Source organism: Pararhizobium sp. IMCC3301, assembly GCF_030758315.1.
In the GTDB taxonomy this organism is placed as follows: Bacteria; Pseudomonadota; Alphaproteobacteria; order Rhizobiales.
Map to the genome: position 1 here is coordinate 1,897,044 of NZ_CP132336.1, position 22,065 is coordinate 1,919,108.

General features: G+C 56.2%; 21 protein-coding genes. 13 read left to right on the forward strand and 8 right to left on the reverse strand.

The features are described 5' to 3' along the window. Positions 1-2: 2 nt before the first annotated feature. Positions 3-773: an SDR family NAD(P)-dependent oxidoreductase gene (locus RAL88_RS09175; RefSeq protein WP_306268939.1), complete on the forward strand. Its 771-nt coding sequence runs from the start codon at positions 3-5 to the stop codon at positions 771-773. Between the two features lie 278 nt (positions 774-1,051). On the opposite strand, the gene RAL88_RS09180 is transcribed toward RAL88_RS09175, so the two are convergent. Continuing rightward, complete coding sequence (locus RAL88_RS09180) at positions 1,052-2,851, reverse strand: tetratricopeptide repeat protein (protein ID WP_306268941.1); 1,800 nt, start codon at positions 2,849-2,851, stop codon at positions 1,052-1,054. A 298-nt stretch (positions 2,852-3,149) separates the two neighbouring features. Between RAL88_RS09180 and RAL88_RS09185 the strand changes: the two genes are divergently transcribed. Beyond that, entirely contained in the window at positions 3,150-4,574 is a 1,425-nt protein-coding gene (locus RAL88_RS09185; RefSeq protein WP_306268943.1) for a sensor histidine kinase, read from the forward strand. A gap of 49 nt (positions 4,575-4,623) precedes the next feature. Here RAL88_RS09185 and RAL88_RS09190 read toward each other — a convergent pair whose 3' ends face one another. The 7 genes from RAL88_RS09190 to RAL88_RS09220 all read right to left on the reverse strand — a co-directional run bounded on the left by RAL88_RS09190 (position 4,624) and on the right by RAL88_RS09220 (position 11,031). Further along, complete coding sequence (locus tag RAL88_RS09190; protein WP_306268945.1) at positions 4,624-5,613, reverse strand: zinc-binding dehydrogenase; 990 nt, start codon at positions 5,611-5,613, stop codon at positions 4,624-4,626. Continuing rightward, a complete protein-coding gene (locus RAL88_RS09195; RefSeq protein WP_306268946.1) occupies positions 5,610-6,362 on the reverse strand; it encodes an SDR family NAD(P)-dependent oxidoreductase in 753 nt (250 codons plus the stop codon). The genes RAL88_RS09190 and RAL88_RS09195 overlap by 4 nt, the downstream gene beginning before the upstream one ends. Before the next feature lie 4 nt (positions 6,363-6,366). Further along, entirely contained in the window at positions 6,367-7,671 is a 1,305-nt protein-coding gene (gene hisD / locus RAL88_RS09200; protein WP_306268948.1) for a histidinol dehydrogenase, read from the reverse strand. A gap of 8 nt (positions 7,672-7,679) precedes the next feature. Next, the gene (locus RAL88_RS09205) at positions 7,680-9,011 is read right to left on the reverse strand and encodes a TRAP transporter large permease (protein ID WP_306268950.1); all 1,332 of its coding nucleotides are present in this window, start codon (positions 9,009-9,011) and stop codon (positions 7,680-7,682) included. An 11-nt stretch (positions 9,012-9,022) separates the two neighbouring features. Next, positions 9,023-9,529, reverse strand: coding sequence for a TRAP transporter small permease (locus tag RAL88_RS09210; RefSeq protein WP_306268952.1), 507 nt, complete (start codon positions 9,527-9,529; stop codon positions 9,023-9,025). A gap of 112 nt (positions 9,530-9,641) precedes the next feature. Next, positions 9,642-10,796 carry a TRAP transporter substrate-binding protein gene (locus RAL88_RS09215; RefSeq protein WP_306268954.1) on the reverse strand — a complete coding sequence of 385 codons (1,155 nt, stop codon included), beginning with the start codon at positions 10,794-10,796 and terminating at the stop codon, positions 9,642-9,644. A gap of 22 nt (positions 10,797-10,818) precedes the next feature. Beyond that, positions 10,819-11,031, reverse strand: a complete 213-nt coding sequence (locus RAL88_RS09220) for a hypothetical protein (RefSeq protein WP_306268956.1) — start codon at positions 11,029-11,031, stop codon at positions 10,819-10,821. Positions 11,032-11,400: 369 nt separating this feature from the next. On the opposite strand from RAL88_RS09220, the gene RAL88_RS09225 reads away from it, so the two are divergent. The 11 genes from RAL88_RS09225 to RAL88_RS09275 all read left to right on the forward strand — a co-directional run bounded on the left by RAL88_RS09225 (position 11,401) and on the right by RAL88_RS09275 (position 22,019). Then, positions 11,401-12,528: a LacI family DNA-binding transcriptional regulator gene (locus RAL88_RS09225; protein ID WP_306268958.1), complete on the forward strand. Its 1,128-nt coding sequence runs from the start codon at positions 11,401-11,403 to the stop codon at positions 12,526-12,528. Between the two features lie 81 nt (positions 12,529-12,609). Further along, the gene (locus RAL88_RS09230; protein WP_306268959.1) at positions 12,610-12,984 is read left to right on the forward strand and encodes a rhodanese-like domain-containing protein; all 375 of its coding nucleotides are present in this window, start codon (positions 12,610-12,612) and stop codon (positions 12,982-12,984) included. Between the two features lie 368 nt (positions 12,985-13,352). After that, positions 13,353-14,291, forward strand: a complete 939-nt coding sequence (locus RAL88_RS09235; RefSeq protein WP_306268961.1) for a substrate-binding domain-containing protein — start codon at positions 13,353-13,355, stop codon at positions 14,289-14,291. Between the two features lie 120 nt (positions 14,292-14,411). Continuing rightward, a complete protein-coding gene (locus RAL88_RS09240; RefSeq protein ID WP_306268962.1) occupies positions 14,412-15,392 on the forward strand; it encodes an ABC transporter permease in 981 nt (326 codons plus the stop codon). 4 nt (positions 15,393-15,396) lie between these two features. After that, positions 15,397-16,146, forward strand: coding sequence for an ATP-binding cassette domain-containing protein (locus RAL88_RS09245; RefSeq protein WP_306268964.1), 750 nt, complete (start codon positions 15,397-15,399; stop codon positions 16,144-16,146). Positions 16,147-16,253: 107 nt separating this feature from the next. Continuing rightward, positions 16,254-17,039, forward strand: coding sequence for an SDR family oxidoreductase (locus RAL88_RS09250; RefSeq protein ID WP_306268965.1), 786 nt, complete (start codon positions 16,254-16,256; stop codon positions 17,037-17,039). Between the two features lie 40 nt (positions 17,040-17,079). Further along, the gene (locus RAL88_RS09255) at positions 17,080-17,955 is read left to right on the forward strand and encodes a MurR/RpiR family transcriptional regulator (protein ID WP_306268968.1); all 876 of its coding nucleotides are present in this window, start codon (positions 17,080-17,082) and stop codon (positions 17,953-17,955) included. 132 nt (positions 17,956-18,087) lie between these two features. Further along, positions 18,088-18,816: an SDR family NAD(P)-dependent oxidoreductase gene (locus tag RAL88_RS09260; RefSeq protein WP_306268969.1), complete on the forward strand. Its 729-nt coding sequence runs from the start codon at positions 18,088-18,090 to the stop codon at positions 18,814-18,816. Beyond that, a complete protein-coding gene (locus RAL88_RS09265) occupies positions 18,788-19,987 on the forward strand; it encodes a Gfo/Idh/MocA family protein (protein WP_306268971.1) in 1,200 nt (399 codons plus the stop codon). Before RAL88_RS09260 ends, RAL88_RS09265 begins: the two co-directional genes overlap by 29 nt. Before the next feature lie 15 nt (positions 19,988-20,002). Then, positions 20,003-20,917, forward strand: coding sequence for a sugar phosphate isomerase/epimerase (locus tag RAL88_RS09270; protein ID WP_306268972.1), 915 nt, complete (start codon positions 20,003-20,005; stop codon positions 20,915-20,917). 73 nt (positions 20,918-20,990) lie between these two features. Continuing rightward, the gene (locus RAL88_RS09275; RefSeq protein ID WP_306268974.1) at positions 20,991-22,019 is read left to right on the forward strand and encodes an ABC transporter substrate-binding protein; all 1,029 of its coding nucleotides are present in this window, start codon (positions 20,991-20,993) and stop codon (positions 22,017-22,019) included. Positions 22,020-22,065: the final 46 nt, after the last annotated feature.

Sequence of the window (22,065 nt, forward strand, 5' to 3'; positions counted from 1 at the left end):
ACATGACCAATCCAGCAACATTTGATCTATCCGGAAAAACCGCCCTGGTAACCGGATGCAAACGCGGCATCGGCAAGGCCATGGCGCTGGCGCTGGCCGGGGCCGGTGCGGATATTATCGGTGTCAGCAACAGCCTTGAAGCCAAGGGCAGTCAGATCGGTGCCGAAGTGGAGGCGCTGGGCCGCTCTTTTACCGGTTATGCTTGCGATTTTTCCGACCGCGCCGCATTGAAGGATTTCGCATTCCGGGTCAAGAAGGCACATCCCCGGATTGACATTCTCGTCAACAATGCCGGCACCATCAAACGGGCACCGGCAGCCGAGCATTCAGATGCCGATTGGGACGAAGTGATTGCGGTCAATCTGTCGGCGCAATTCATCCTGTCCCGGGAAATCGGCAGCCAAATGATCGAGGCCGGCGGCGGCAAGATCATCTTTACCGCTTCGCTGCTGAGTTATCAGGGCGGCATTACCGTTCCCGGCTATTCGGCAAGCAAGGGCGGCATTGCCCAACTGACCAAGGCGCTGGCCAATGAATGGGCGTCCAAAGGCGTCAACGTCAATGCCATAGCGCCCGGCTATGTCCGCACCGACAACACAAAGGCGCTGCAGGACAACAAGGACCGCCACGATTCCATTCTGGAGCGTATTCCGGCCGGCAGGTGGGGTGTGCCGGAGGACTTTGCCGGCCCGGTGGTGTTTTTAGCCTCCGCAGCGTCGGATTATGTGCATGGCACGATTGTCACCGTGGATGGCGGCTGGATGGGGCGCTGATCCAGCTGTCCTGCCCTGGACTGGAGGCAGACAGGGTTGAAACAGGGCTCAATGACCATCTGTCACTTTGCTTGCATGGCGCCGGAAACTGCGGTCATAATCAGGACGGGTGATTTCGGTCCAGGGCATGTGGCTCTGCTGATACCCTGTGATTTGTAAACATATCCTGGCCTGCCTCAGGACCTGTGTTTCGGCAACGCCGGCATCGCCGAAATTGCCATTGAAATCAAATCAGTAATACTCCACATCCGGCGCGGTATTGACAAATCATACCGTACTTACTGCGCAGCAACACGTTGTTGGCGGCAGTAACATGAGGCTCTGATGGGCACTTCAGCACGTGCAGCTGCCTTGTCGAACTGAAGCTTGATATGCATCGCTTCGGTGGTTTCTCCGCGCCGGGTGAGGCACTCGTGCAGGCCATGGAGAGACCAGACATTTCCGGGATGCTGGCAGGCCCGGCTTAAGGTCGCGTCAAGTCCCAGATCGGCCCGATAAACCGCTTCAGCTTCATCAATCCTGTCTTGTTCCAACAGCAGCGCACCCAATGCGTGGCGTGTCGGCTGCATCCAGCCCCAGGGTTCATCGTAGGGCAAATTGTCATCAATTTCTACCGATTGGCGAAGGTGATCGAAGGCAGCTTCGTGGTTGCCCTTGTGATAGGCGAGCTCTCCCAGCATCATTTGTTCGGCGACTTTGAGAATGTCTTTGCATGTATTGTTGAACAACATCCGACTTTCCGGGACACGGTCCAGCGCCTCATAGAACTTGGCTTTTTCTGCTTCCGCTTCGTCGATCCGATGCATGTTTGCCAATGCGACTGTGCGGGCGTAGCGCATCATGGCAATGGTTACACAATACAAGCCTTCGTCTTCGGGCAGTTTTTGAGCCAGGATGTCCGACCAGCGCCCGAACCGGATGAGGACATGTTGTTTCATCGGAACGAAACCCTCAAACCAGTCGGCCATAGGACGCAGAGTGTCGGTTGGCAGGTTGGCAATCAGCGCGTCAGCTGCTTCCAGCGCAACGGTCGGCTGGCCCAGGAACATCGCACCGTAAATCTTGAAGTGATAATTGTGGCACCGATAGATCGAATAAAAGTTGTCTGCGCCTTCTCGAAGCAGATACTTCCGATCCGCGATGATCGCTGTTTCATTGCGTAAGACAACATTCATGTAGTCACCGCACAACACATCGATGTGGCTTGGCATGTGAAGCAAATGTCCCGCATCGGGTACAAGGGTGCACAGAATGTCGCCGTGGCGCAGTGCCTTTTCCGGATGAGGCGACATCTCCATAAGATGAATATACATGTGCAGCAGGCCTGAGTGCTGCCAAGCCCCAGGCAGAGACTGCAACGCGTTGTCCAGCACAGCGATTGCTTCAAGCGTGTCTGCTCCCTTCGCCGGCTGGCCGCTCGCCAAATCCCACAACTGCCACGGTGTGCGGTTCATGATCGCCTCGGCGAAAAGGGCGCAAACGTCCAGATCGTCACTATGCTCGGCATGGACCTTGCGCATTGCAACGGCAAATCCGTCGTTCCATGGGCTGAAGTCCTCAACCTCCGACGTTTCGGGGTAACGTGCTGGCAGCGTCTCGATCAACGCACGTTCCAGGGGTGTAATCTGATCCAGCAATTCATTGGCGGCACTGATTGAGGATTGGGCGAGGTCGATACAATCCGGTTTTTCATCATCCTCGAATGCTTCCCACGGCTTGTTATAATTGGGGCCAATACAATATGCGATGCCCCAATGGGCCATCGCGCATCCGGGGTCTGCGCTCAGTGCTTTTCGAAAACACTCTATGGCTTCTTCATGGTGGTATGCATAGGTCCATGCCAATCCACGGTCGAACCATTTTTGAGCTTTCCGCGATTTGGTGGAAACCGGTCGGGAATATGGGCCCAAATCGTAGTAAGCCATCGCATATGTCTCCTTCTCTGATTGCCAACAAGGTGTCGAGACGTGGAATGAATTGTACTGCGGCAGGATGTTGAGCCAGTTCAAATCGGCGGCGATTTTCGCCGGATCAATGATGATATCGTGGCAGATAGTAACAATAGTTTCCAGCGTCATGAAACCCGGCGTGAGCTGACAGCAAAGAAATCGTTTCACCCTGCAGGATCAAAATCTTTACGACACTGTCATCATCGGCCCAAACTTCGGCCTCCGGGTGCGGCGCGCTCAGCGCCTGATTATCATTTCTTCATGGTAAGGGTATTACTTAACAGCAACCGCAATTCATGCCGGTTCGCGTTAAATAACAAGTTCACGTTGACTCGATCCAGACATTCGCGATAGCGCTGACAAACCCGCTTGAGACTGCTATAACAACTCCCTTCCCTATCTTTCCGTGACAAAAAGGCCCACAACTGTGAAGGATATCTCCTCGACAGCACTGGCGATCGACCCTGCAGAAATCATTGCGACACTGCGGGAGGGTCTTCTTGTCCTGACAGAGGATCTTATCGTCGAATACGCCAGTGACCGATTTCTGCAGACCTTTGGGGTTGATAAGACAGAAACCCTCGGTCATGCGCTTGCAGATCTGGGTAATGGCCAGTGGAATATTCCTGCCTTGCTGGAACCGCTGAGTGAGATCATCGCTCATAATGATACACTTGAGGATTTTGAGATTGAGCATGAGTTCGAGCATATCGGTCGCAAAGTCATGCGCCTTAATGCGCGTAAAACCGTGCGGCTGGGTAACCAGTCGAAACTGATCCTTGTTGCCATCGAAGATGTGACCAAAGCCGCCGATGACGCGCGCGAACTCGGTCGTTTGCGCCGACTGTCTGAAGGGATCGTCGACACCTTGCGCGAACCGTTGCTTGTGCTGGACAGTCAATTGCGCATCATCGAAGCCAGCCGTGCATTCTATCGAACGTTCAAGGTTGAAGCTCAACATACCATCGGCGAACAGCTCGTCGATCTGGGCGACGGACAATGGGCGAACGCAGAGTTGGTCCGGCTGCTGACAGAAATCATACCCGAACACACGACTGTCGAAGATTTTGAAATAGATCACGACTTCCCGAATATCGGCAGGCGATTGATCCTGCTGAACGCACGCAAGATATTCCGGGAAGGCAACAACACAAAAACTCTGCTTCTTGCGATGGAGGACATTACCGACCAGCGTCGTCTTGAGGACGAGCGGCGAGAGGCATTGGATCAGTCTTATCGGCTCATGGAAGAATTGAATCACCGCGTCATGAACTCGCTTTCGATGATCGGGGCTGTCATCACGATGGAAGGACGGACGCTGAGCGATCAGGAATGCCGGACTGCGTTTTCGCACATGCGCAATCGCATCAACTCTGTCGGAAAACTCTACCGCCACCTCTCCCAGACCGCAGCTGTTGATACAGTAAATGCGGATATCTATCTGGGCTCGATTCTCAAAGATACCATCAGTTCGTTCGAAGACAATATCGGAGCGGTAGAGCTTGATCTTTCGATTGAGGCCATTCCGCTTTCAACCCGGACAGCCGTGCCGCTTGGGCTGATTGTCAATGAACTGGCGACAAACAGTCTGAAATACGCGTTCAAGAACCGCGACAAGGGGTTGCTGGGTTTCAAGCTTGAAGTCAGGACGGACCGTATCGAGATAAATCTTTGGGACGATGGTCCCGGCATTGACGGAAATGCCCGTGTGGATTCCGGGATTGGCCAAAAACTGGTTCAGGCATTCGTCGAGCAATTGGACGGAGAATTGAGTGTAAGCAGCGGTCCGACAGGAACGCGGCACGTTCTGAAAATTCCTGTAATTGAACTGTCCAGCAACAAACACTCCTGACGCTGGTTTTTAGTATCGGCTGGATTGACAATCTGGGCCCGAAGCAAGCCTACGGAACCAGAATAATCTTCGGTGCAGCCGCCCGGCCGGATTTGATATCGCGAAACGCGTCAGGCCCCTCGCTCAGGGCGCGGATATCGGGCCAGTCCAGCGCTCCCAGATGCCCTTCGAAAATCGCCTGGGCTGTATCTCTGAAATCCTGCTGCGTGTACGTATAGGTGCCGATAAAGCAAATTTCCTGCAATGTCGCGCGGCGCACATCGACGCCGCCGCTGGCTGACCCCAGCCCGATATGGGCAATCACGCCGCCCGGCTTGACTTTGGCAAAGGCGGCGCTACGGGTGGCTTCAAATCCGACCCCGTCGATGACAAGATCCACCTGATCCGGACCGGTATCATTGGACGGATCATAGGTTTTGAACGGCCCGCATTGGGCAATGAGTTGACGCCGTGCCGGGTTTGTCTCGGCAATCCATATTTCGCCAGCGTGCTTTTCCGCCAGAACCAGTGCCGCCCCCAGACCAATGGCCCCGCCGCCAAGGACAAGACAACTGGCCTGCGAAACCGGCCGGTCGAGAATCCGGCTGCCCAGCCGCACCGCATGCCAGCCGCAGGCTATCGGTTCGGCGAGCGCCGCTTTCCAGGTTGGAAATCCGTCGGGAATCGTCACCAGATTTGCCGACGGCATGGTGACGAATTCGGCAAAAGCGCCCTGACGCGGCGGCATCGATATGATCTCGCGCCGCGCACACAGATTTTCCCGCCCTGTCAGACACACCTCACAGCTGCCGCAGGACACCAGTGGGTTGATGGTGACATGCTGGCCCTGCAACGGGCCTTCAATCACCAGACCGGCGGCCTCATGTCCCAGAATCAGGGGCGCGGGACGGCGTTCGTCATGGCCGGCCCAGGCATGCATGTCCGATCCGCAAATCCCGGCATGGCGGATCTCAATCAGACACTCATCACCGGTAGCGACCGGATCAGGCATATCCTGAACCACCAGAGCTTCGGGGCCTGTATAAACCAGCGCTTTCATTTGGCGGTGTAGCCCCCATCAACAAACAGGATCTGGCCGGTGACATAGGCACTTGCCTCCGAGCACAGGAACAAGGCCGGCCCGACAAGATCTGCCATCGTGCCGTTGCGGCCGATACAGGTCTGGGCCGCATTACGTGCCGCCAACTCCGGATTGTCGAAGACCGGCCCGGTCAGTTCGGTCGGGAAAAACCCCGGCGCAAGCGCATTGGCGGTAATGCCGAATTTCGACCACGCTTCCGCCATGGCGCGGGTCATCTGTCCGACCCCGCCCTTCGACGCGCCATAGGAAATGCCGCCGGCAAAGGCACGTTCTGTCTGCAGCGAGGCGAAATTGACAATCCGGCCCCATTGCTTTTCGCGCATTGAAGGGACCAGCGCCTGGGCCAGGAAAAACGGCGTCGAGAGATTAAGATCCAGAGTCTGCTGCCAGCCCTCCAGCGTGACGTCATCGGCTACCTGCCGGGTGTTGACACCAGCGGCATTGATCAGGATATCCGGTGGCCCGAACGGCTCGGCGGCACGCCTTGCCACCGCCGCCATCTGCCCCGGATCAGACAGGTCACAGACGACAAAGGCGGTTTCGCCACGGGATTCAGATTGCCAGGCCTGCAAAGCCTGCTGCCGCCGTGCCAGGCCGACCACGATGGCGCCGGCCTCACTCAGTGCCGAGGCCAAAGCCCGGCCAAGGCCGGAACTGGCACCCGTCACGCAGGCGATTTTTCCCTTTACGCTGAACATGTCCTGCATCGGATCAACCTGCTGTCAGATCGAAGCGTTCATCGGGAAAGTATTTTTCAAGCCTTATGTCGGCTGTGCGGGCATGGCCTTCCATCCCTTCCAGCCGCGATATCCGCGCAGTGGCTTCCGCAACCGCCCTGGAACCCTCACGGGTGACTTTTTGCCAGGTCACCAGTTTCATATATTTATGCACTGACAGGCCGCCGGTATAACGCGCCGCCCCGGAAGTCGGCAGAACATGGTTCGGCCCGGCGGATTTATCGCCAAATGCGACCGTGGTTTCTTCGCCGAGAAACAGCGAGCCATAACAATTCAGCCGCTCCAGAAACCAATCCGTGTCTGCCGCCTGCACATGCAGATGCTCCGGCGCATATTCATCGGCGATTTGCGCCAGCCCTTCCCGGTCCGAAACCAGCATGACTTCCGCCATATCCTTCCAAGCAGCAGCCGCATTCTGTGCGTTTAAGTCAGGCAACTTACTGATATATTGCGGCACCAATTCCATGACTTTCTCCGCCAGTGGCCGGTGGGTCGTGGCCAGCCAGACCGGAGAATTGTAACCGTGCTCCGCCTGCCCTACCAGATCCCATGCGACAATGTGCGGATCGGCGGTTTCATCTGCCAGAATAAGGCTGTCGGTCGGTCCGGCGAACATGTCGATGCCGACCCGGCCGAACAGGATGCGCTTGGCTTCAGCGACGAACTGATTGCCCGGACCGACCAGAATATCGGCCTTCGGCAACCCGAACAGGCCGAACGCCATCGCGGCGATACCCTGAACACCGCCCAGCGCGAGAATCCTGTCGGCTCCGCACAGATTGGCTGTATAGACAATCGCCGGCGCGATACCGATATCGGGCCGCGGCGGAGAGCAGGCTGTGATATGTCCGCACCCTGCCACCTTCGCCGTCGTCACCGTCATCAATGCTGAGGCAATGTGGCTGTAGCGCCCCCCCGGCGCATAACAACCCGCAGCCTGGCAGGGAATGGCTTTTTGCCCGGCGATCAGTCCGGGTCGCAATTCCACCTCTGTGTCCTTGATGGTTTCTTTCTGCACCTCGGCAAACAGCCGCACATTGTCCCAGGAAAAACGGATATCATCCTTGAGCCGCTGCGGCACCAGATCGGAGGCTTTCTCGATCTCTTCCGGCGTGAGAATGATGTTGCCGTCATATTTATCAAACTGGGCAGCATAGCGCCGCGCAGCCTCATCACCACCGGCTTCGATGTCATCCAGAATGGTTTTGACAACGGCATGCACGTCGCCCGCATCGTCGGTGGATTTTCGATCAGCTTTCTTGAGATATTCAACAGTCATGACAGCTCTCACTTATAGATATCAGGTAGGAGTATGGTGGAAACCACAGGGACGTAGGCAATCAGCAACACGACCAGCAGCATGAAGAAAACAAATGGCACTGCGCGGGCGGCAATCTTGAGGATCGATTCCCCGGTCAGGCCTGACACGACAAACAGGTTCAGTCCCAGCGGCGGCGTTATGAAACCGACCCCCAGAGCCGTGATCATCATGATGCTGAACTGAATTTCGTTCATCCCGATCTGGTCGGCAAGCGGTTTCAAAAGTGGCGCCAGTATGACGATGTTCGGCGTCGTCTCCATGACGCAGCCGGCGGCGATCAGGATGGCGATCATCAGCAAGATTAGAATATACGGATTATCGGTGATCGATGTGACAGCAAACACGAAACCCTGCGGCACGCCCATTGCAGCCATTGCCTGCGCCAGCGGAAGCGACATCGCCACAATCGGCAGAATGATGCCATTGACCTTGGCGGAACTGACCATCATGGCCGGAAAGTCGGATAGTTTGAGGGTTCCCAGAATGAAACCAAGCAGAATGGTAATCATCACTGCGGTGGCACCCGCTTCAGTCGGTGTCAGGCGGCCGGAAAAGATTCCCCAGAAGATCACACCCGGCACCAGAAACGCGTACCAGCCGCGGGCCAGAGCCCGGCCCACATTGGCAAGCCAGTCGCGGAACGAAATTAACCCGCCGCCTTCATAGGCATGTCTGCGGTTGACGACGATGTTGGTCACCAGAATTGAAATGAGGATCAGGATTCCGGGAATCAGCGCCGCCTGAAACAGGGTGGAAGCTGAAATCCCCAGCACCAAGCCAATCACGATATAGGCAATCGAGGGCGGAATGAGAATACCGGTACAGGCACCCGCCGCGACCAGTGCGCAGGCATAGGGGCGCGGATAGCCAGACTCCACCAGCCGGTCGATGGTCATCCGGCCGACAGCTGCAGCGCCCGCCGCATCGGATCCGGAAATCGCTGAAAACATGCCGCACACCAGCACGGTCGCCGATCCGAAACCGCCACGCGCCCAGCAAGTCAGCGCTTCAGCAACATCGAGAAACTTTCGACTGAGCTTAGTGCGCACCAGCACATCGCCGGTCAGAATGAACAGCGGCACTGCGGTCAGGGCAAAATGATCAATCCCGTCAAACAGGCTTTCACCGAGCAGTGACAAGGGCAGCACTTGGGAGATCAACAACATCGACACCGCACCGGCGCCGATCGAAGCCCAGACCGGCACGCCGAGGGCAATCAGGGCCACAAAAATCAGGACGGGGCCATAAAAATCCCAGCCAATGACCGTTGCTTCCTGTTGAATCTGGTTCCAGAGCATGTCGCGTTCTCCTAATCAAACAGACGTTCACCCTCATAAACGGGACGTCCTGACCGCAGGTCAGCGACATCTCGAATGAGGGATTGAACAAGGCGCAGCATCATCAGGCCGAAGCCCAGTGGCACAGCCATCAGGAACCAGACCATCGAGACACGCAGACCGTGGCTGACAGAGCCGAATTTCCAGGAGACGGAGACGGTTTCAAACGACCACCAGAACGCCAGCACCGCGATTAACAGCATCACCAGGTCGCCGAAAATATAAAGCAGGCTTTTGACCCGGGGAGAGACATAGTTGAAGATCACATCGATGCGGATATGGCCTCGCTCTCGTACTGCGGCTGCGGCTCCGATCCAGGCCAGATAGATGAATGAGTACCGCACGATCTCCTCACCCCAGATTGAGGAGTAGGAGAACACCTCGCGGCGAATGACCTCAACAGCCATCGTCACCACAAGCAAGGTGTAGAAGACAAGCAGGGCCCACCGTTCCGCGTTTTTATTCAGCGCCTTAAGCATTTCTTCCCCCTCCTGCCGCGCGCTCACGCCGCCTTACAGGCGATCTTTATGATGTCGGGCAGAGTTGTAAAAATGGGCGGAGCGCGCATGGCTCCGCCCAGTGTTCATTTGGTCAGGCGTCGTGGACGTATTTCCGGCTTTGTGTGCCGGCGGCTTCGACCATCTTGTCGAAGGCATCCATCGAGCCTGCAAGTTCGGTCTTGTAGCTGTCCCATTCGCTGCGCTGATAGCCGCCGGTCGCTTCCCATTCGGCCAGTTCATCGGCGGTCGGCGTGTAGAACTCAACGCCGGATTTCGACAATTCAGCCATGGCATAGTTTCGCGCTGCCGGAACTTTCGCCAGATTTTGCTGGGAGGTGATCTCAGAGGCGAATTCAATGCCTTCCTGAACATCGGCCGGCAGTGCGTTGAACCATTCCGCGTTGCAGGAATAGACCTGACTATCAGGAACGGCGCGGGTGAAGGTGATGTAGCTCAAAATGTCCTTGAAGCCGAAAACATGCAGCGCGCCAACGGCAGGATCGAGCGCATCGGCCACGCCCTGCTTGATCGCGGAAGGTGTTTCACCCCAGGCAACCGGCGTTGGATTGGCACCAACCATGCGGTAATATTGCTGCAACATTTTGGAGCCGGGAACGCGGAATTTAACACCCTGAAGATCGGCTGGTGTTTTAACCGGACCTGCGCCGCCTTTGCGCACAGCCACAACCCGTGGATCAATCACCACATAGTACAGCGGCTTGAAGCCTTTTGCTTCAACCAGCGGATTGACGGTGTTCTTCCAGTGATCGGAACTCACCAGATTGACGAAGCGCTGGTTGGCGCCGCACAGATAAGGCAAGTTGATCAGATCGACCACCGGGGCAAACGGCGCAAAATTGGACAACGAGTGCTGCGCCGCCTGAATAGTACCGCCCTGAACTTTCTGGACCAGAGCACCACCGGCACCAAGCTGACCGCCAGGGGCCAGCTTGACATAGACTTTGCCATTTGTGGCGTTCTGAATGTTTTCCTTGAAATCAAGCTGCATGATCGGATAGCTGCGATCGGCGGTCATCGCATAGGCTGTCGCAATCGTCATGATGTGGTCTGCAGCCCGCTCACGGTCGGATTCTTCTTTTGCCGTCTGGGCAATCGCCTCGGACGACCACAGGGTTCCGGCAGCACCAGCCACAGCGGCCACGGTAAAGCTGCCAGCAGCAGCCAGTTTCATAAAGTTCCGCCGCTCCAGCGACGCAATTTCGGTGTTTGGGTTCTTGGATTTCATTCTGTTTCCTCCCGGTTGAAATTTAGATGCGGTCCGCATCGTCCTGCTCCATGGACCGCGCTTCGCATCGCAAGATGCCGACGACGAATAGAAAGACGGATGCGAGCAGCAGAAGCATTTGCGGAACATCACCGAGAAACTCGGTATTGCCAGCCGCGCCAATTCCGACATTCGTGAAGAAAATCACGAACAGTATCAGCGACGCGATCAAAATTGGCTTAGCGAAAGCGGTCATATTTTGAACGTCCTCCCAAACGTGCAAGCACCTGTCTAGGAACTCTTGTAAGCGCTTGCAAACAGAAATGCAAGCGCTTACATTATGGATGCAATATAAATTGGTGGTGCGATCTGTTCGCAATTGCGGGAACTCTCGGTGCCATATCCGTTTTTTGACGCGAAAGTTGGTTTTTCGATTGGCCTCACTCAAACATGGCTCAGTATGGCCAGTTGTTATGGTACGGCGTGTGTCAGAGTGAGTTGCGCGAAAACAGGTGTTCAACACATCCGGCATTCGGCTTTCAATGTCCGCATGGCGCAACTAGAGTGCTGACGATAGGATCAATAGCAAAAAGATGCTGCGACCGATGACATCAAGCAGAAAAGATTGCGCATTGCTGATCTGGCATCGGGCGTTGTGGAGCGGCATGTCCGGTCCCGGCAACGCGGTTGCCAGACGCGCCGCTATCACCCGATCATCGGCCCGGGTGCCTGTCCTATGAGCACACGAACCCTTCCGACGCTCGATGACGTTGCCCGCCTCGCGGGCGTCTCCACCGCAACAGTGTCGCGCTGCGTCAATCTGCCGGATCGTGTCCGCCAGAGCACTAAAAACCGGGTGGAGGCAGCCATCGCCGAGTTGGGCTACACGCCGCATTTCGGCGGCATGGCGCTGGCCTCCAACCGCACCAATACCATCGGCGCTGTCATTCCGACCATGGATAATGCGATTTTCGCCCGTGGCGTGCAGGTTCTTCAGGAAGAATTGTCTCTGGTCGGCATCACCTTGCTGGTGGCGTCCTCGCTTTATGACCCCGAAAAGGAAGCCCGGCAGATTCGTGCCCTGCTTGGCCGCGGTGTCGATGGCCTGATCCTGATCGGACGGGAACGTCCGCAGGAAACCTACCGGTTGCTGGCCGACAGGCAGATCCCTTTCGTCCTGATGTGGACCTATTCCGACGATTTGACTTATAGTCAGGTCGGCTTCGACAACCATCGCGCGGCCTATGATATGACGCAGCATGTCATCAGCCGCGGCCACAGCCGCATTGCCATGATTGCCGGCACCACGGCAGGCAATGATCGCGCCCGCGAGCGTGTTGAAGGCGTCTCTCATGCCATGCGCAACCACGGCCTGCTGTTAGCGCCACCGATGCTGATCGAAACACATTACTCCGTGGAACATGGCAAGCTGGCAGCCCAGCAGTTTCTTGCGCTTGACGAGAGGCCGACAGCCATCATCTGCGGCAATGATGTTCAGGCGGCTGGCGCACTGAAAGCAGCGCATCAGGCCGGGCTGAGGGTCCCGCAGGACATGTCAATCGTCGGCTTTGATGATATCGACCTGGCCGAAGCGGTGGAGCCTGGCCTGACCACGGTCCATGTGCCGCATCGCCGCATGGGCCGGGAGGCCGCCCATCTCATCATGCGCATGGTGCGGAATGAACAGCCGGTTGAAAGCATCCGCATTGCCACCAGCATTGTCGAGCGCGCGTCACTGGCCGATATTTCCTGAGCCGGTGATTGGTTTCGCGCCGAACCCGCCCTATGTGGTACGATTGAGATAACCTCCAAAAACAACTGAAGGAATGGTCTTGTGAAAACTGCACAGCAATATCTGGACGAAGCCAACCAAGCCGTCACCCGCGTCCCTTGCGAACAGGGGATTGCAATTCACAAAGCCGGAGACACAGTGTTTGTCGATGTGCGCGATTCAAAGGACATTGCCGAAAGTGGCACGATTGCCGGTGCACTGTGTATTCCACGCGGCTTTATTGAATTTGCCGCTGACGAGGCGACACCCCATCACAATAAAGCCCTGAAAAAAGACGCCAAAATTGCCCTGGTCTGCGGTCTTGGCGGCCAGGCTGCCCTGACCGGAAAAACCCTGCAGGATATGGGCTATACTGCGGTGGTGAATGTCGGCGGCATCGGCGACTGGAAAAAAGCCGGCGGACCGATGGAAAACTGAGGCGCTTAAGCGCTCCCGAAAAAAATACTCCGGAAAAATACTCCGGACTGGCAACCAGTCCGGAGACTGCCTTTTGCTGATTTTTGAATCAGGAACCGCACCGCAGATTTTTCTGGTTTGAACGAGATTGGGGATTTATTGCGAAAGGTACTGCGACTCCAGCTTCCTAAGTTTTACCGGCGTCCATCTATTCAGCAACGCAACTGCGCTGTTGCAGGACACATTGCGCCAAATCGTTTCGGTCAATATTTTTCAATATTGCATATTTGGATTTTATTTTTCATACTTTGCCCGGAGGGTCAGCTGGCTGCTTCTTTTCAGACAGCAGATCCGCTCGAATAATTCCATAAAACCAGGGAGTGAATGACATGCTTGGGAAATTGAAAATGCTTGCCGCCGGGCTGGCACTGGCGATTGCGCTGCCGATGGGCGCCGCGCAGGCGCAAAAGACATTTTACTGGGTCTCGCATGGCTCGCCGGCGGACCCGGTCTGGACCTATTTTCTGGATGGGGCCAAACAATGGGGCGAAGATACCGGCAATACGGTGAATACCTCATTTCACAGCGGCGACGTGCCGTCGCATCAGGAAGCCATCCGCGCGGCAATCGCCTCCGGCGCGGACGGTATTGTGACCTCAAGCCCTGATCCGGGCAGTCTGGTGGAAGTGGCGAAAGAAGCCAATGCCGCCGGCATCCCCATCATCAATATGAACACTCCGGATCCAACCGCCAGCTTCGACGCCTATGTCGGCGGTGAACTTGTCACCTACGGCCGCAATTGGGCGCAATATCTGGTCGACAAAGGCCTCGTCAAAGAGGGTGACTTTGTCTGGATGCCAGTTGAAGTCCCGGGCGCCACTTACGGTGTTCAGGAAGAGCAGGGCATTGCCAGTGTGTTCGAACCTCTCAACATCACTTGGGAAGTCACCGACGCTACGCTTGATCAGGCGGAAATCATAACGCGGATGTCCGATTACATGACCGCCAATGGCGACAAGATTAACGCCATCATCGGCCTGGGCGATCTGGTCACAGGTTCGGTGAAACGGGTGTTCGATCAGGTTGGTGTCAAAGCCGGCGACATCCCCGTCGTTGGTTGGGGCAATTCTCTGGACACCACCCAATCCGTGCTTGAGGGTTATGTCAACGCGGCGCAATGGCAGGACCCCCAGGCCACCAGCTATGTCGCGCTTTCGCTTGCGGCCATGGCCGCCAGTGGCATCCCCACCGGTTTTGATGTCATCACCGGCGCGCTCTACGAAAAAGACACGGCACAAATCTATGACGATGTCCTGAGCGGAAAATAACCGAGCGGGCACAGCACTTCGCAGCGCTGTGCCCGGTTTGCCGATACGACAGATCTTTACAGCCGATCCAAAGTTGCGTGCCTGTGCTTTGGCCCCAACAGCAAGAGGGTAAAACCGGCAATGCACTCCATTTCCCAGACCTTGCGCACACGGCCTGAAATCGGCCCGGCCATCCTGCTTGTCATACTCATCATTGTCTTCACATCGATCAATCCAAGCTTTCTGTCGATTCTGAACATCGGCAATACGCTGGCATTCACAGTTGAGCTGGGCATGATCGCACTGGCCATGACACTGCTGATGACGTCAGGCGAATTTGACCTGTCCGTGGGTTCCGTATTCGGGCTGACGCCTGTCATTATGTGGGCTCTGTTCAACGGAGGCATTCTCCCGCTGGAATTATCATTCCTGGCCTCTCTCGTGATCGCGGTGGCGATCGGTCTCACCAATGGATGGTTTGTCACCTATCTGAAAATACCGTCATTCCTTGTCACTCTGGGCATGTTGCTGATGGCGCGCGGCACCGCGCTCTACATCACCAACGGCTTTCCCCAGCGCACCTGGAACGCCAGTGGCGAATGGCTGGCGCAGGCTCTGGTGGGTGATTTTTATATCGGCTCGTTGCGGCTCTACATGTCGCTGTTCTGGTTCATCGTGATCGCCCTGCTGTTGCATTATGTGCTGACCAAGACCAAGGGCGGCAACTGGATTCAGGCGTCCGGCGGCAACGCCCAGGCAGCGCGCGCCCGGGGCGTCAAAGTGATCGCCACCAAAGTCAGATTATTTGTCCTCAGTTCGGCGTTGGCGGGCTTTGCCGGGATCATAAGTTCAATACGCACATCAGCGGCAAATCCCAACAGTGGCACAGGGTATGAGCTGGAAGTGATCGCCATGGTGGTGATCGGCGGCACATCGCTATTGGGTGGCCGCGGCACCATCATCGGCACGGTTCTGGGAATCTTTATCCTCAGGCTGATGCGCAACGGAATTGTTATGATCGGTGTTCCGGGACTGGCCTACAATATTTTCATCGGCGCCATCATTCTGGGCATGATGGCGTTGCATTCGTGGCTTGATCGCCAGAACCATTCGGGAGACTGAGATCATGGCCGAAACCCTTATTCAGATGGACCGGATCACCAAGCATTACGGTCCCGTCAAAGCCCTCGAAGACGTCACTCTATCCGTCAGCCGCGGCGAAGTGGTCGGCTTGCTGGGTGACAATGGAGCCGGCAAATCTACCCTCATCAAGGTTCTCTCCGGGGCCGTTCAGGCAACCAGCGGTGCGATCAGCATCAAGGGCAAACCGGTGGATATGCGCAGCACCACCGATGCAATCGAAAACGGCATCGAGACAATCTATCAGGACTCCGCCCTGGTCACGCAGCTGTCGATCGCGCGCAATTTGTTCCTTGGCCGCGAGCCGGTCAAGGGGCCACGGCTTTTCAGCCGGCTCGATATCGCAAAGATGGAGGACGTCGCTTCAACCCTGCTGAAGGAGGTCGGGATCTCAAAAGACATTCCCCCGGCGACACCCATCAGTTCCCTGTCCGGTGGTGAACGTCAGGCCGTCGCCATCGCCCGGGCGATGTATTTTGAAAGCGACCTGATCATCCTTGATGAACCTACCAACAATCTCGGTGTTGCGGAAACACAGGGCGTTCTGCAGTTCGTCAGAAATGCCCGCAGTTCCGGCCACTCCTGCATCTTTATCGCCCACAACATCCACCATGTCTTTCAGGTGGTCGACCGCATTGTTGTGATGCGCCGCGGCCGCATTGTGGCTGACGATATTGATCCCAAACAGACCAGCGTCGATGCTGTCGAGCGCATCATCACCGGTATGGAGCACTGAGGGAGGAGAGCGACGAATGCATCAAAACCGCTGATCATCTGCGCACGCGAACCGCGTGAGCTTGATCTGTTTTGAACACAAGCGGCCGCATTGGGACCTAATCGATCATGCAAGCACGCCTCGACGGAAAGATCATTTTGATTACTGGCTCTACCCAGGGCATCGGCCGGGCCATAGCCATCGAGGCGGCGAACAGCGGTGCAAAAGCCATTATCGTGTCCGGCCGGAACGCGAAAGCCGGTGAAGCTGTGGTGGCAGAGTTGAAAACGCTTGGCGCAGATGCGCTGATGATCAGCGAAGATCTGGCTACGCCGGGGGCCGCAGAGCGCTTGTTTTCCAAAGCCATTTCGTGTTTCGGTCGCATCGACGCGCTGGTTAATTCGGCAGGTTTGACCACCCGCGCTTCGGCCAACAATGCCAGCCGCGAAGTCTGGCAATCACTGTTTAAGGTCAATGCCGAGGAGCCGTTCTTCCTCTCACAACACCTCATCAATCACCTGAAGGCGGAAAAACGGCCCGGTGAAATTGTCAATATTCTGTCGATCAATGCTCATGGAGGGGCCGCTGATCTGACTGTCTACTCCGCCACCAAGGCAGCGCTATCGCTCATCACCAAAAATTCTGCCCATCAACACCGCTTTGATCGCATTCGCATCAATGGCATCAATGTTGGCTGGACAGACACGCCGGCAGAACGGAACATGCAGGCGCACATCCTTGGCAAGGGCGAAGGCTGGCTGGATGACGCCATCAGCCAGCAACCCTTTGGCCGTTTGCTGGTGCCGGAAGACATCGCGCGGCTGGCGGTCTATCTGCTCAGCGATGCGTCCACCCCGATGACCGGATCGATCATAGATCAGGAACAATCGGTCGCCGGCGGCATCGATAGTTAGGCTGCATTCAGATTCTCAAAAGGGGCGAACCATAAATCCAATGCCAGAGAAGAAAAACCCGCAAGCCAAACCGCAGCCCATCGTCGATTTCCAGAGTCTGGTGGCGCTGTTGATTGCGCGGCAGGACAGCCTGCCCAGGCGGCTCAGCCAGCTGGCGCAATTTTGCCTCAACAATCCGGAAGATGTTGCAATCTACAATATCGTCGGTCTGTCCAAGCTGGCCGATGTTCCGGCCGCCAACATCACCCGTTTTGCCAAGGAATTGGGTTTCGCCGGTTTTGCCGAGTTGCAGGATGTGTTTCGCCAGCGCCTTGTTGGTCCGCGCATGACCTATGCCGACCGCATCAAGGCGCTGGGTGACGCCGGTGACCAGAATGCTGAACGTGGCCTCGATCTTGACCATCCGCGCGCGCTGTTTGACACATTTGTTCAGACCGCTGTTGATTCACTGCTGCGCCTACGCGAAGACATTCAGGATCAGGCGCTGGAGGCGTTTGTCGACAGTCTGGCCGAGTGCGATTCCGTTTACATCGCGGCCGCAAGGGGTGCATTTGGAATTGGCGCCTATTGTTTTTACGGCCTGTCACAAGTCGGCAAACCTGCGCATATGATCGATAATCTCGGCGCCATGCGCAACGAACAGGTTGGTGCGATCCGCAACAAGGATGCGCTGCTGGTCCTGACCTTTGACGATTATACCCCTGAAACCGTGGCGATTGCTGAAATGGCCGCGAAGAGCAATTGCACTTTGCTGGCCATCACCGACAATGAGTTGAGCCCAGTCGTGAAACTGGCCGATCACGTACTTTATGTGAAGGAAGCCAGCCTCGGGCATTTCCGCTCCCAGGTTCCCGCTCTTGTGCTCTGCCAATCCATTATTGTCAGCCTCGGGCGGCGCGGCAGTGCGTCAAATTGACAGCGACAGCAGGTCTACACAGCAGCCTCTCTCCCTGAAAATGCACCAAAATTTCTAAAATGGAAAAAATGAAAATATTCTTGTATTTCTCTTTTCCTCGTGAAAAGCTAAGGCTCGGGAGGCAGGTTTTGAATGGACCCGCAGGCATATTTTGATTTCTCAGGCCGCAAAGTTCTGGTCGTCGGCGCAAGCCGGGCGGGAATCGGTTCTGCGATAGCCGCCGCCTTCAAGGCGGCATCTGCTGATGTCACGATTACCGGCATAGAAGCTGGCCCGGCGGAAGCAGATCAAGGCGAATTCAACTATGTCCGGTTTGACGTCACCAACAGCCAGGAAATTGCTGATCTGGCTGCGGCGACGGATCGCCTCGACATCCTGGTGAATTGCGCCGCAATCACGTCGCGCGGCGAAGAAATGGATCCGGACTTTTTCGCCAGGGTGATCGATGTCAATTTGCAAGGCAGCTTTCGGGTGTCATTGGCGTTCCTCGACCATCTCAAACAAAGCAAGGGGTGCGTGATCAACATTTCATCCATGTACGCGTCTTTTGGCAGCCCGCTGAACCCTGCTTATGGCGCTTCGAAAGCTGCTGTCAGCCAATTGACCAAATCTCTGGCGATTGCCTGGGCTGAACACCAAATCCGCGTCAACTGCATCGCCCCGGGCTTCATCCTCACGGAACAATCGGCCAAAAGCCGCGCCAACCCTGCCCATGTTGAAGCTGTCAACAAGCGAACCCCGATGGGTCGATGGGGCGATCCGCAGGATATTGCCGGACCGGCGCTGTTCCTGGCATCGCCCGCCGCAAAGTTCATTACCGGTGCCTGTTTGAATGTTGACGGAGGTTACTCTGTTGCGTGAAGCTATCGGTTCAGGTCCCGGATCCATTGGCGCCGCCGTGATTGGCACAGGCTTTATCGGCACAGTTCATGTTCAGGCGTTGCGCCGTTTGGGCATCAATGTTGTCGGCGTTCTGGGTTCCAGCCTGCAGCGCGGCGAGCAGGCGGCACAGGCGCTGGGGGTTTCCAGAGCCTATGATACGCTCGACACGCTGCTCAGCGATCCAGCGGTTCAAATCGTGCATGTCACCTCGCCAAACCAGTTTCACTTTGAGCAGGTCAAACAGATTCTGGCTTCGGACCGCCATGTGGTCTGCGAAAAACCATTGACAATGACTTCGCAGGAATCTGCTGAATTGGTGGAATTGGCGGCAAAGAGCAATCTCATCACTGCGGTTAATTACAATACCCGGTTTTATCCGCTGAACCAGCATGCCCGCCAGATGGTCACGGAAGATGAGCTTGGCGACATTCGTCTGATCTCCGGTCACTACATGCAGGACTGGCTGCTGTTTGACACCGACTGGAACTGGCGGCTTGAAGCCGACAAGGGCGGCCCCTTGCGCGCTGTCGGCGACATCGGCACCCACTGGATCGATCTGACCAGCTATATCACCGGCCTGAAAGTGACCTCGGTGATGGCCGAACTTTCAACCTTCGTAAAAACCAGGCAACAGCCGGTCGGACCGGTGGAAACTTTCTCGCAAGCCGGGTCGGGGGAAACCATCGCCAGAAAAATCACCACCGACGACACTGCCCTTTTGTTGCTGCGCTATGAAAACGGCGCGCGCGGCTCGGTTGTCATCAGTCAGGTCAGTCCCGGCCGGAAGAACTCGATGCAATGGCAGATCGACGGGTCAAAATCCGGTGCCTCCTGGGATTCCGAAATACCTGATCATCTGTGGATCGGGCACCGCGACCGCGCCAATCAAATCCTGCAACGCGATGCGGCCTTGATGAATGCGCGCGGAGCCGCAGCCGCTGCCCTGCCCGGCGGACATGTCGAAGGATTTGCAGATTCGTTTTTTGCCTTGTTCCGCGAAATCTATGCGGATGTCAGCAACGGCAAAGCGTCGTCACATCCGGGATATGCCAGCTTTGCTGACGGACATTATGAAATGCTGGTGTGTGACGCGGTTCTGCGCAGCGCCGAACAAGGTTGCTGGGTCGATATTTCGCCCAATCAGCGCTGAAAAAAGGGAGGAAATATGCAACTTGGAATTCTGACAGCGCCTTTTCCCGATACACCCTTGATGGATCTAGCCGAATGGGCTGCTGCGTCAGGATTTGAGGCACTGGAAATCGCCTGCTGGCCGGTGGCCGACGGGCCGGTGCGGCGCTATGCTGGCACGACCCATATTGATGTCACCGGGATGTCCGAGGCGCAGGGCCGCGAGATCGTTGATCAACTGACCGGCAAGAACCTCTCTGTCTCCGCCCTTGGCTACTATCCCAACCCGCTGCATCCTGACGCGGCGCACCGCGATATGGTGATCGGGCATCTCAAACAGGTGATCTCCGCTGCGGCGAAAATGGGTGTTCCCCTGGTCAATACATTTTGTGGCGGTGATGCCGCCGAAAACCTCGATGAAAACTGGCAGCGCGCCCTCAAAATCTGGCCCGAGATCATCGCCTATGCGCGCGATCACGATGTTCGCCTTGCCTTTGAAAACTGCCCGATGATTTTCAGCTATGACGAATGGCCGGGTGGCCATAACATTGCCTACTCGCCAGTTATCTGGCGTCGTATCTTCGACACCTGGGAGGGGGATGTGGGAATGAATTTCGACCCGAGCCATCTGATCTGGCAGATGATTGATCAGAGCCGCTTCATCCGCGAGTTCGGCGGCCGAATGTTCCATGTTCATGCCAAGGACCTGATGATCGATCATGACGGACTTTACGACCGCGGCATCATGTCGGCCGGCATGGGTTGGCAGATACCCAGAATGCCGGGCCTTGGTGATGTCGATTGGAATGAATTCTTCTCCGGACTTTATCGCGCTGGGTATGACGGCCCTGTCATCATTGAGCATGAAGATAGCGATTTTGAAGGAAGCGACGAAAAAATAAAACGAGGATTTGCCTTGGCGCGGGATATTTTGCGCCCTTACATAAAATAGCAATAGCCGCGAAGGCGGTTATCTATTCAAACAGATCCGAAAAGTGCGGATCCATCCAACGGAGGAAACTGGCATGAAGAAAACTTTAGTGACCGGCGCTGTTTTAGGCGCTCTGACCATGGGCTTCATGGGCTCAGCGATGGCCCAGGAATATACAATCGGAATTTCCAATACTGTGCAGGGCAATGGCTGGCGCGAAGAAATGGTCTGCGCCATGAAAGCCGAAGCCCTTGCATCGGGCAAAGTGAAGTCGCTCAACATCGCCCATCGTAACACCGATGCTGCCGGTCAGATCGAGGATATCAACAATCTCATCCAGGCCGGTGTTGATGCCATCGTTGTCAATCCATCAAACCCGGACGGCATCAAATCCGCAGTCAAGGCCGCGACGGACAAGGGTATTGTGGTGGTTGCGGTTGATCAGGGCGTCAATGAAGAGTCCGCCTATATTCTGTCAAACAACCAGGAACAATACGCCTATCTTGGTGCCAAATGGCTGTTCGAACAAATCGGTGGCAACGGCTCAGTAATTTACATGCGCGGTGCTGCAGGGGCGTCCGCTGATGATGATCGCGACAAGGGCTTCAAACGCGCCCTCGCTGAATATCCCGATGTCAAAGTTGCACAGGAAGTCTTCACCGGCTGGCAGCAGGATCAGGGCAAGCAGCAGATTCTCGACTATATCGCCACCGGAATTCCGTTTAGCGGCGTCTGGACCTCGGGCATCGACAACGTCATTGTCGACGCTTTCGTAGAATCCGACACGCCGCTGGTGCCGATTGTCGGTGCTGACAATGCGGGCTTTGTCGGCCAGTTGAACAGCGTCGATGGTCTGGTCGGTGCGGCGGTCACCAATCCCGGTTCCGTCGGCGGTGCCGGCGTCGCCCTGGCAATCAAGCTGCTGGAAGGCGAAAAGCCTGACCAGCGCGTCGTTCTGGTTGATCCGGAATTGTGGGAAAACGGAACGGCGGAAGGCAAGGCGAAGCTGAAAGTTGCCGCCGACCCCTCGCTTGATCCGGAATGGCCCGTGTCCATCTTTATTCCGGGCTGGACCAATTACACCAAAGAACAGATCATCGCCTGTAAAGGTCCGGGTGAATAAATCTGTCCTGACTATGGGCCGGCGGCGGTTTCAGCCGCTGGCCCTT

What these genes read in the sequence shown, in the direction of transcription:
- RAL88_RS09275 (WP_306268974.1), top strand. Translation starts at nt 20,991, where the DNA reads ATGAAGAAAACTTTAGTGACCGGCGCTGTTTTAGGCGCTCTGACCATG.
- hisD (WP_306268948.1), bottom strand. Translation starts at nt 7,671, where the DNA reads ATGACTGTTGAATATCTCAAGAAAGCTGATCGAAAATCCACCGACGAT.
- RAL88_RS09195 (WP_306268946.1), bottom strand. Translation starts at nt 6,362, where the DNA reads ATGCAGGACATGTTCAGCGTAAAGGGAAAAATCGCCTGCGTGACGGGT.
- RAL88_RS09205 (WP_306268950.1), bottom strand. Translation starts at nt 9,011, where the DNA reads ATGCTCTGGAACCAGATTCAACAGGAAGCAACGGTCATTGGCTGGGAT.
- RAL88_RS09270 (WP_306268972.1), top strand. Translation starts at nt 20,003, where the DNA reads ATGCAACTTGGAATTCTGACAGCGCCTTTTCCCGATACACCCTTGATG.
- RAL88_RS09180 (WP_306268941.1), bottom strand. Translation starts at nt 2,851, where the DNA reads ATGACGCTGGAAACTATTGTTACTATCTGCCACGATATCATCATTGAT.
- RAL88_RS09250 (WP_306268965.1), top strand. Translation starts at nt 16,254, where the DNA reads ATGCAAGCACGCCTCGACGGAAAGATCATTTTGATTACTGGCTCTACC.
- RAL88_RS09235 (WP_306268961.1), top strand. Translation starts at nt 13,353, where the DNA reads ATGCTTGGGAAATTGAAAATGCTTGCCGCCGGGCTGGCACTGGCGATT.
- RAL88_RS09175 (WP_306268939.1), top strand. Translation starts at nt 3, where the DNA reads ATGACCAATCCAGCAACATTTGATCTATCCGGAAAAACCGCCCTGGTA.
- RAL88_RS09215 (WP_306268954.1), bottom strand. Translation starts at nt 10,796, where the DNA reads ATGAAATCCAAGAACCCAAACACCGAAATTGCGTCGCTGGAGCGGCGG.
- RAL88_RS09260 (WP_306268969.1), top strand. Translation starts at nt 18,088, where the DNA reads ATGGACCCGCAGGCATATTTTGATTTCTCAGGCCGCAAAGTTCTGGTC.
- RAL88_RS09240 (WP_306268962.1), top strand. Translation starts at nt 14,412, where the DNA reads ATGCACTCCATTTCCCAGACCTTGCGCACACGGCCTGAAATCGGCCCG.
- RAL88_RS09190 (WP_306268945.1), bottom strand. Translation starts at nt 5,613, where the DNA reads ATGAAAGCGCTGGTTTATACAGGCCCCGAAGCTCTGGTGGTTCAGGAT.
- RAL88_RS09220 (WP_306268956.1), bottom strand. Translation starts at nt 11,031, where the DNA reads ATGACCGCTTTCGCTAAGCCAATTTTGATCGCGTCGCTGATACTGTTC.
- RAL88_RS09245 (WP_306268964.1), top strand. Translation starts at nt 15,397, where the DNA reads ATGGCCGAAACCCTTATTCAGATGGACCGGATCACCAAGCATTACGGT.
- RAL88_RS09265 (WP_306268971.1), top strand. Translation starts at nt 18,788, where the DNA reads ATGTTGACGGAGGTTACTCTGTTGCGTGAAGCTATCGGTTCAGGTCCC.
- RAL88_RS09210 (WP_306268952.1), bottom strand. Translation starts at nt 9,529, where the DNA reads ATGCTTAAGGCGCTGAATAAAAACGCGGAACGGTGGGCCCTGCTTGTC.
- RAL88_RS09255 (WP_306268968.1), top strand. Translation starts at nt 17,080, where the DNA reads ATGCCAGAGAAGAAAAACCCGCAAGCCAAACCGCAGCCCATCGTCGAT.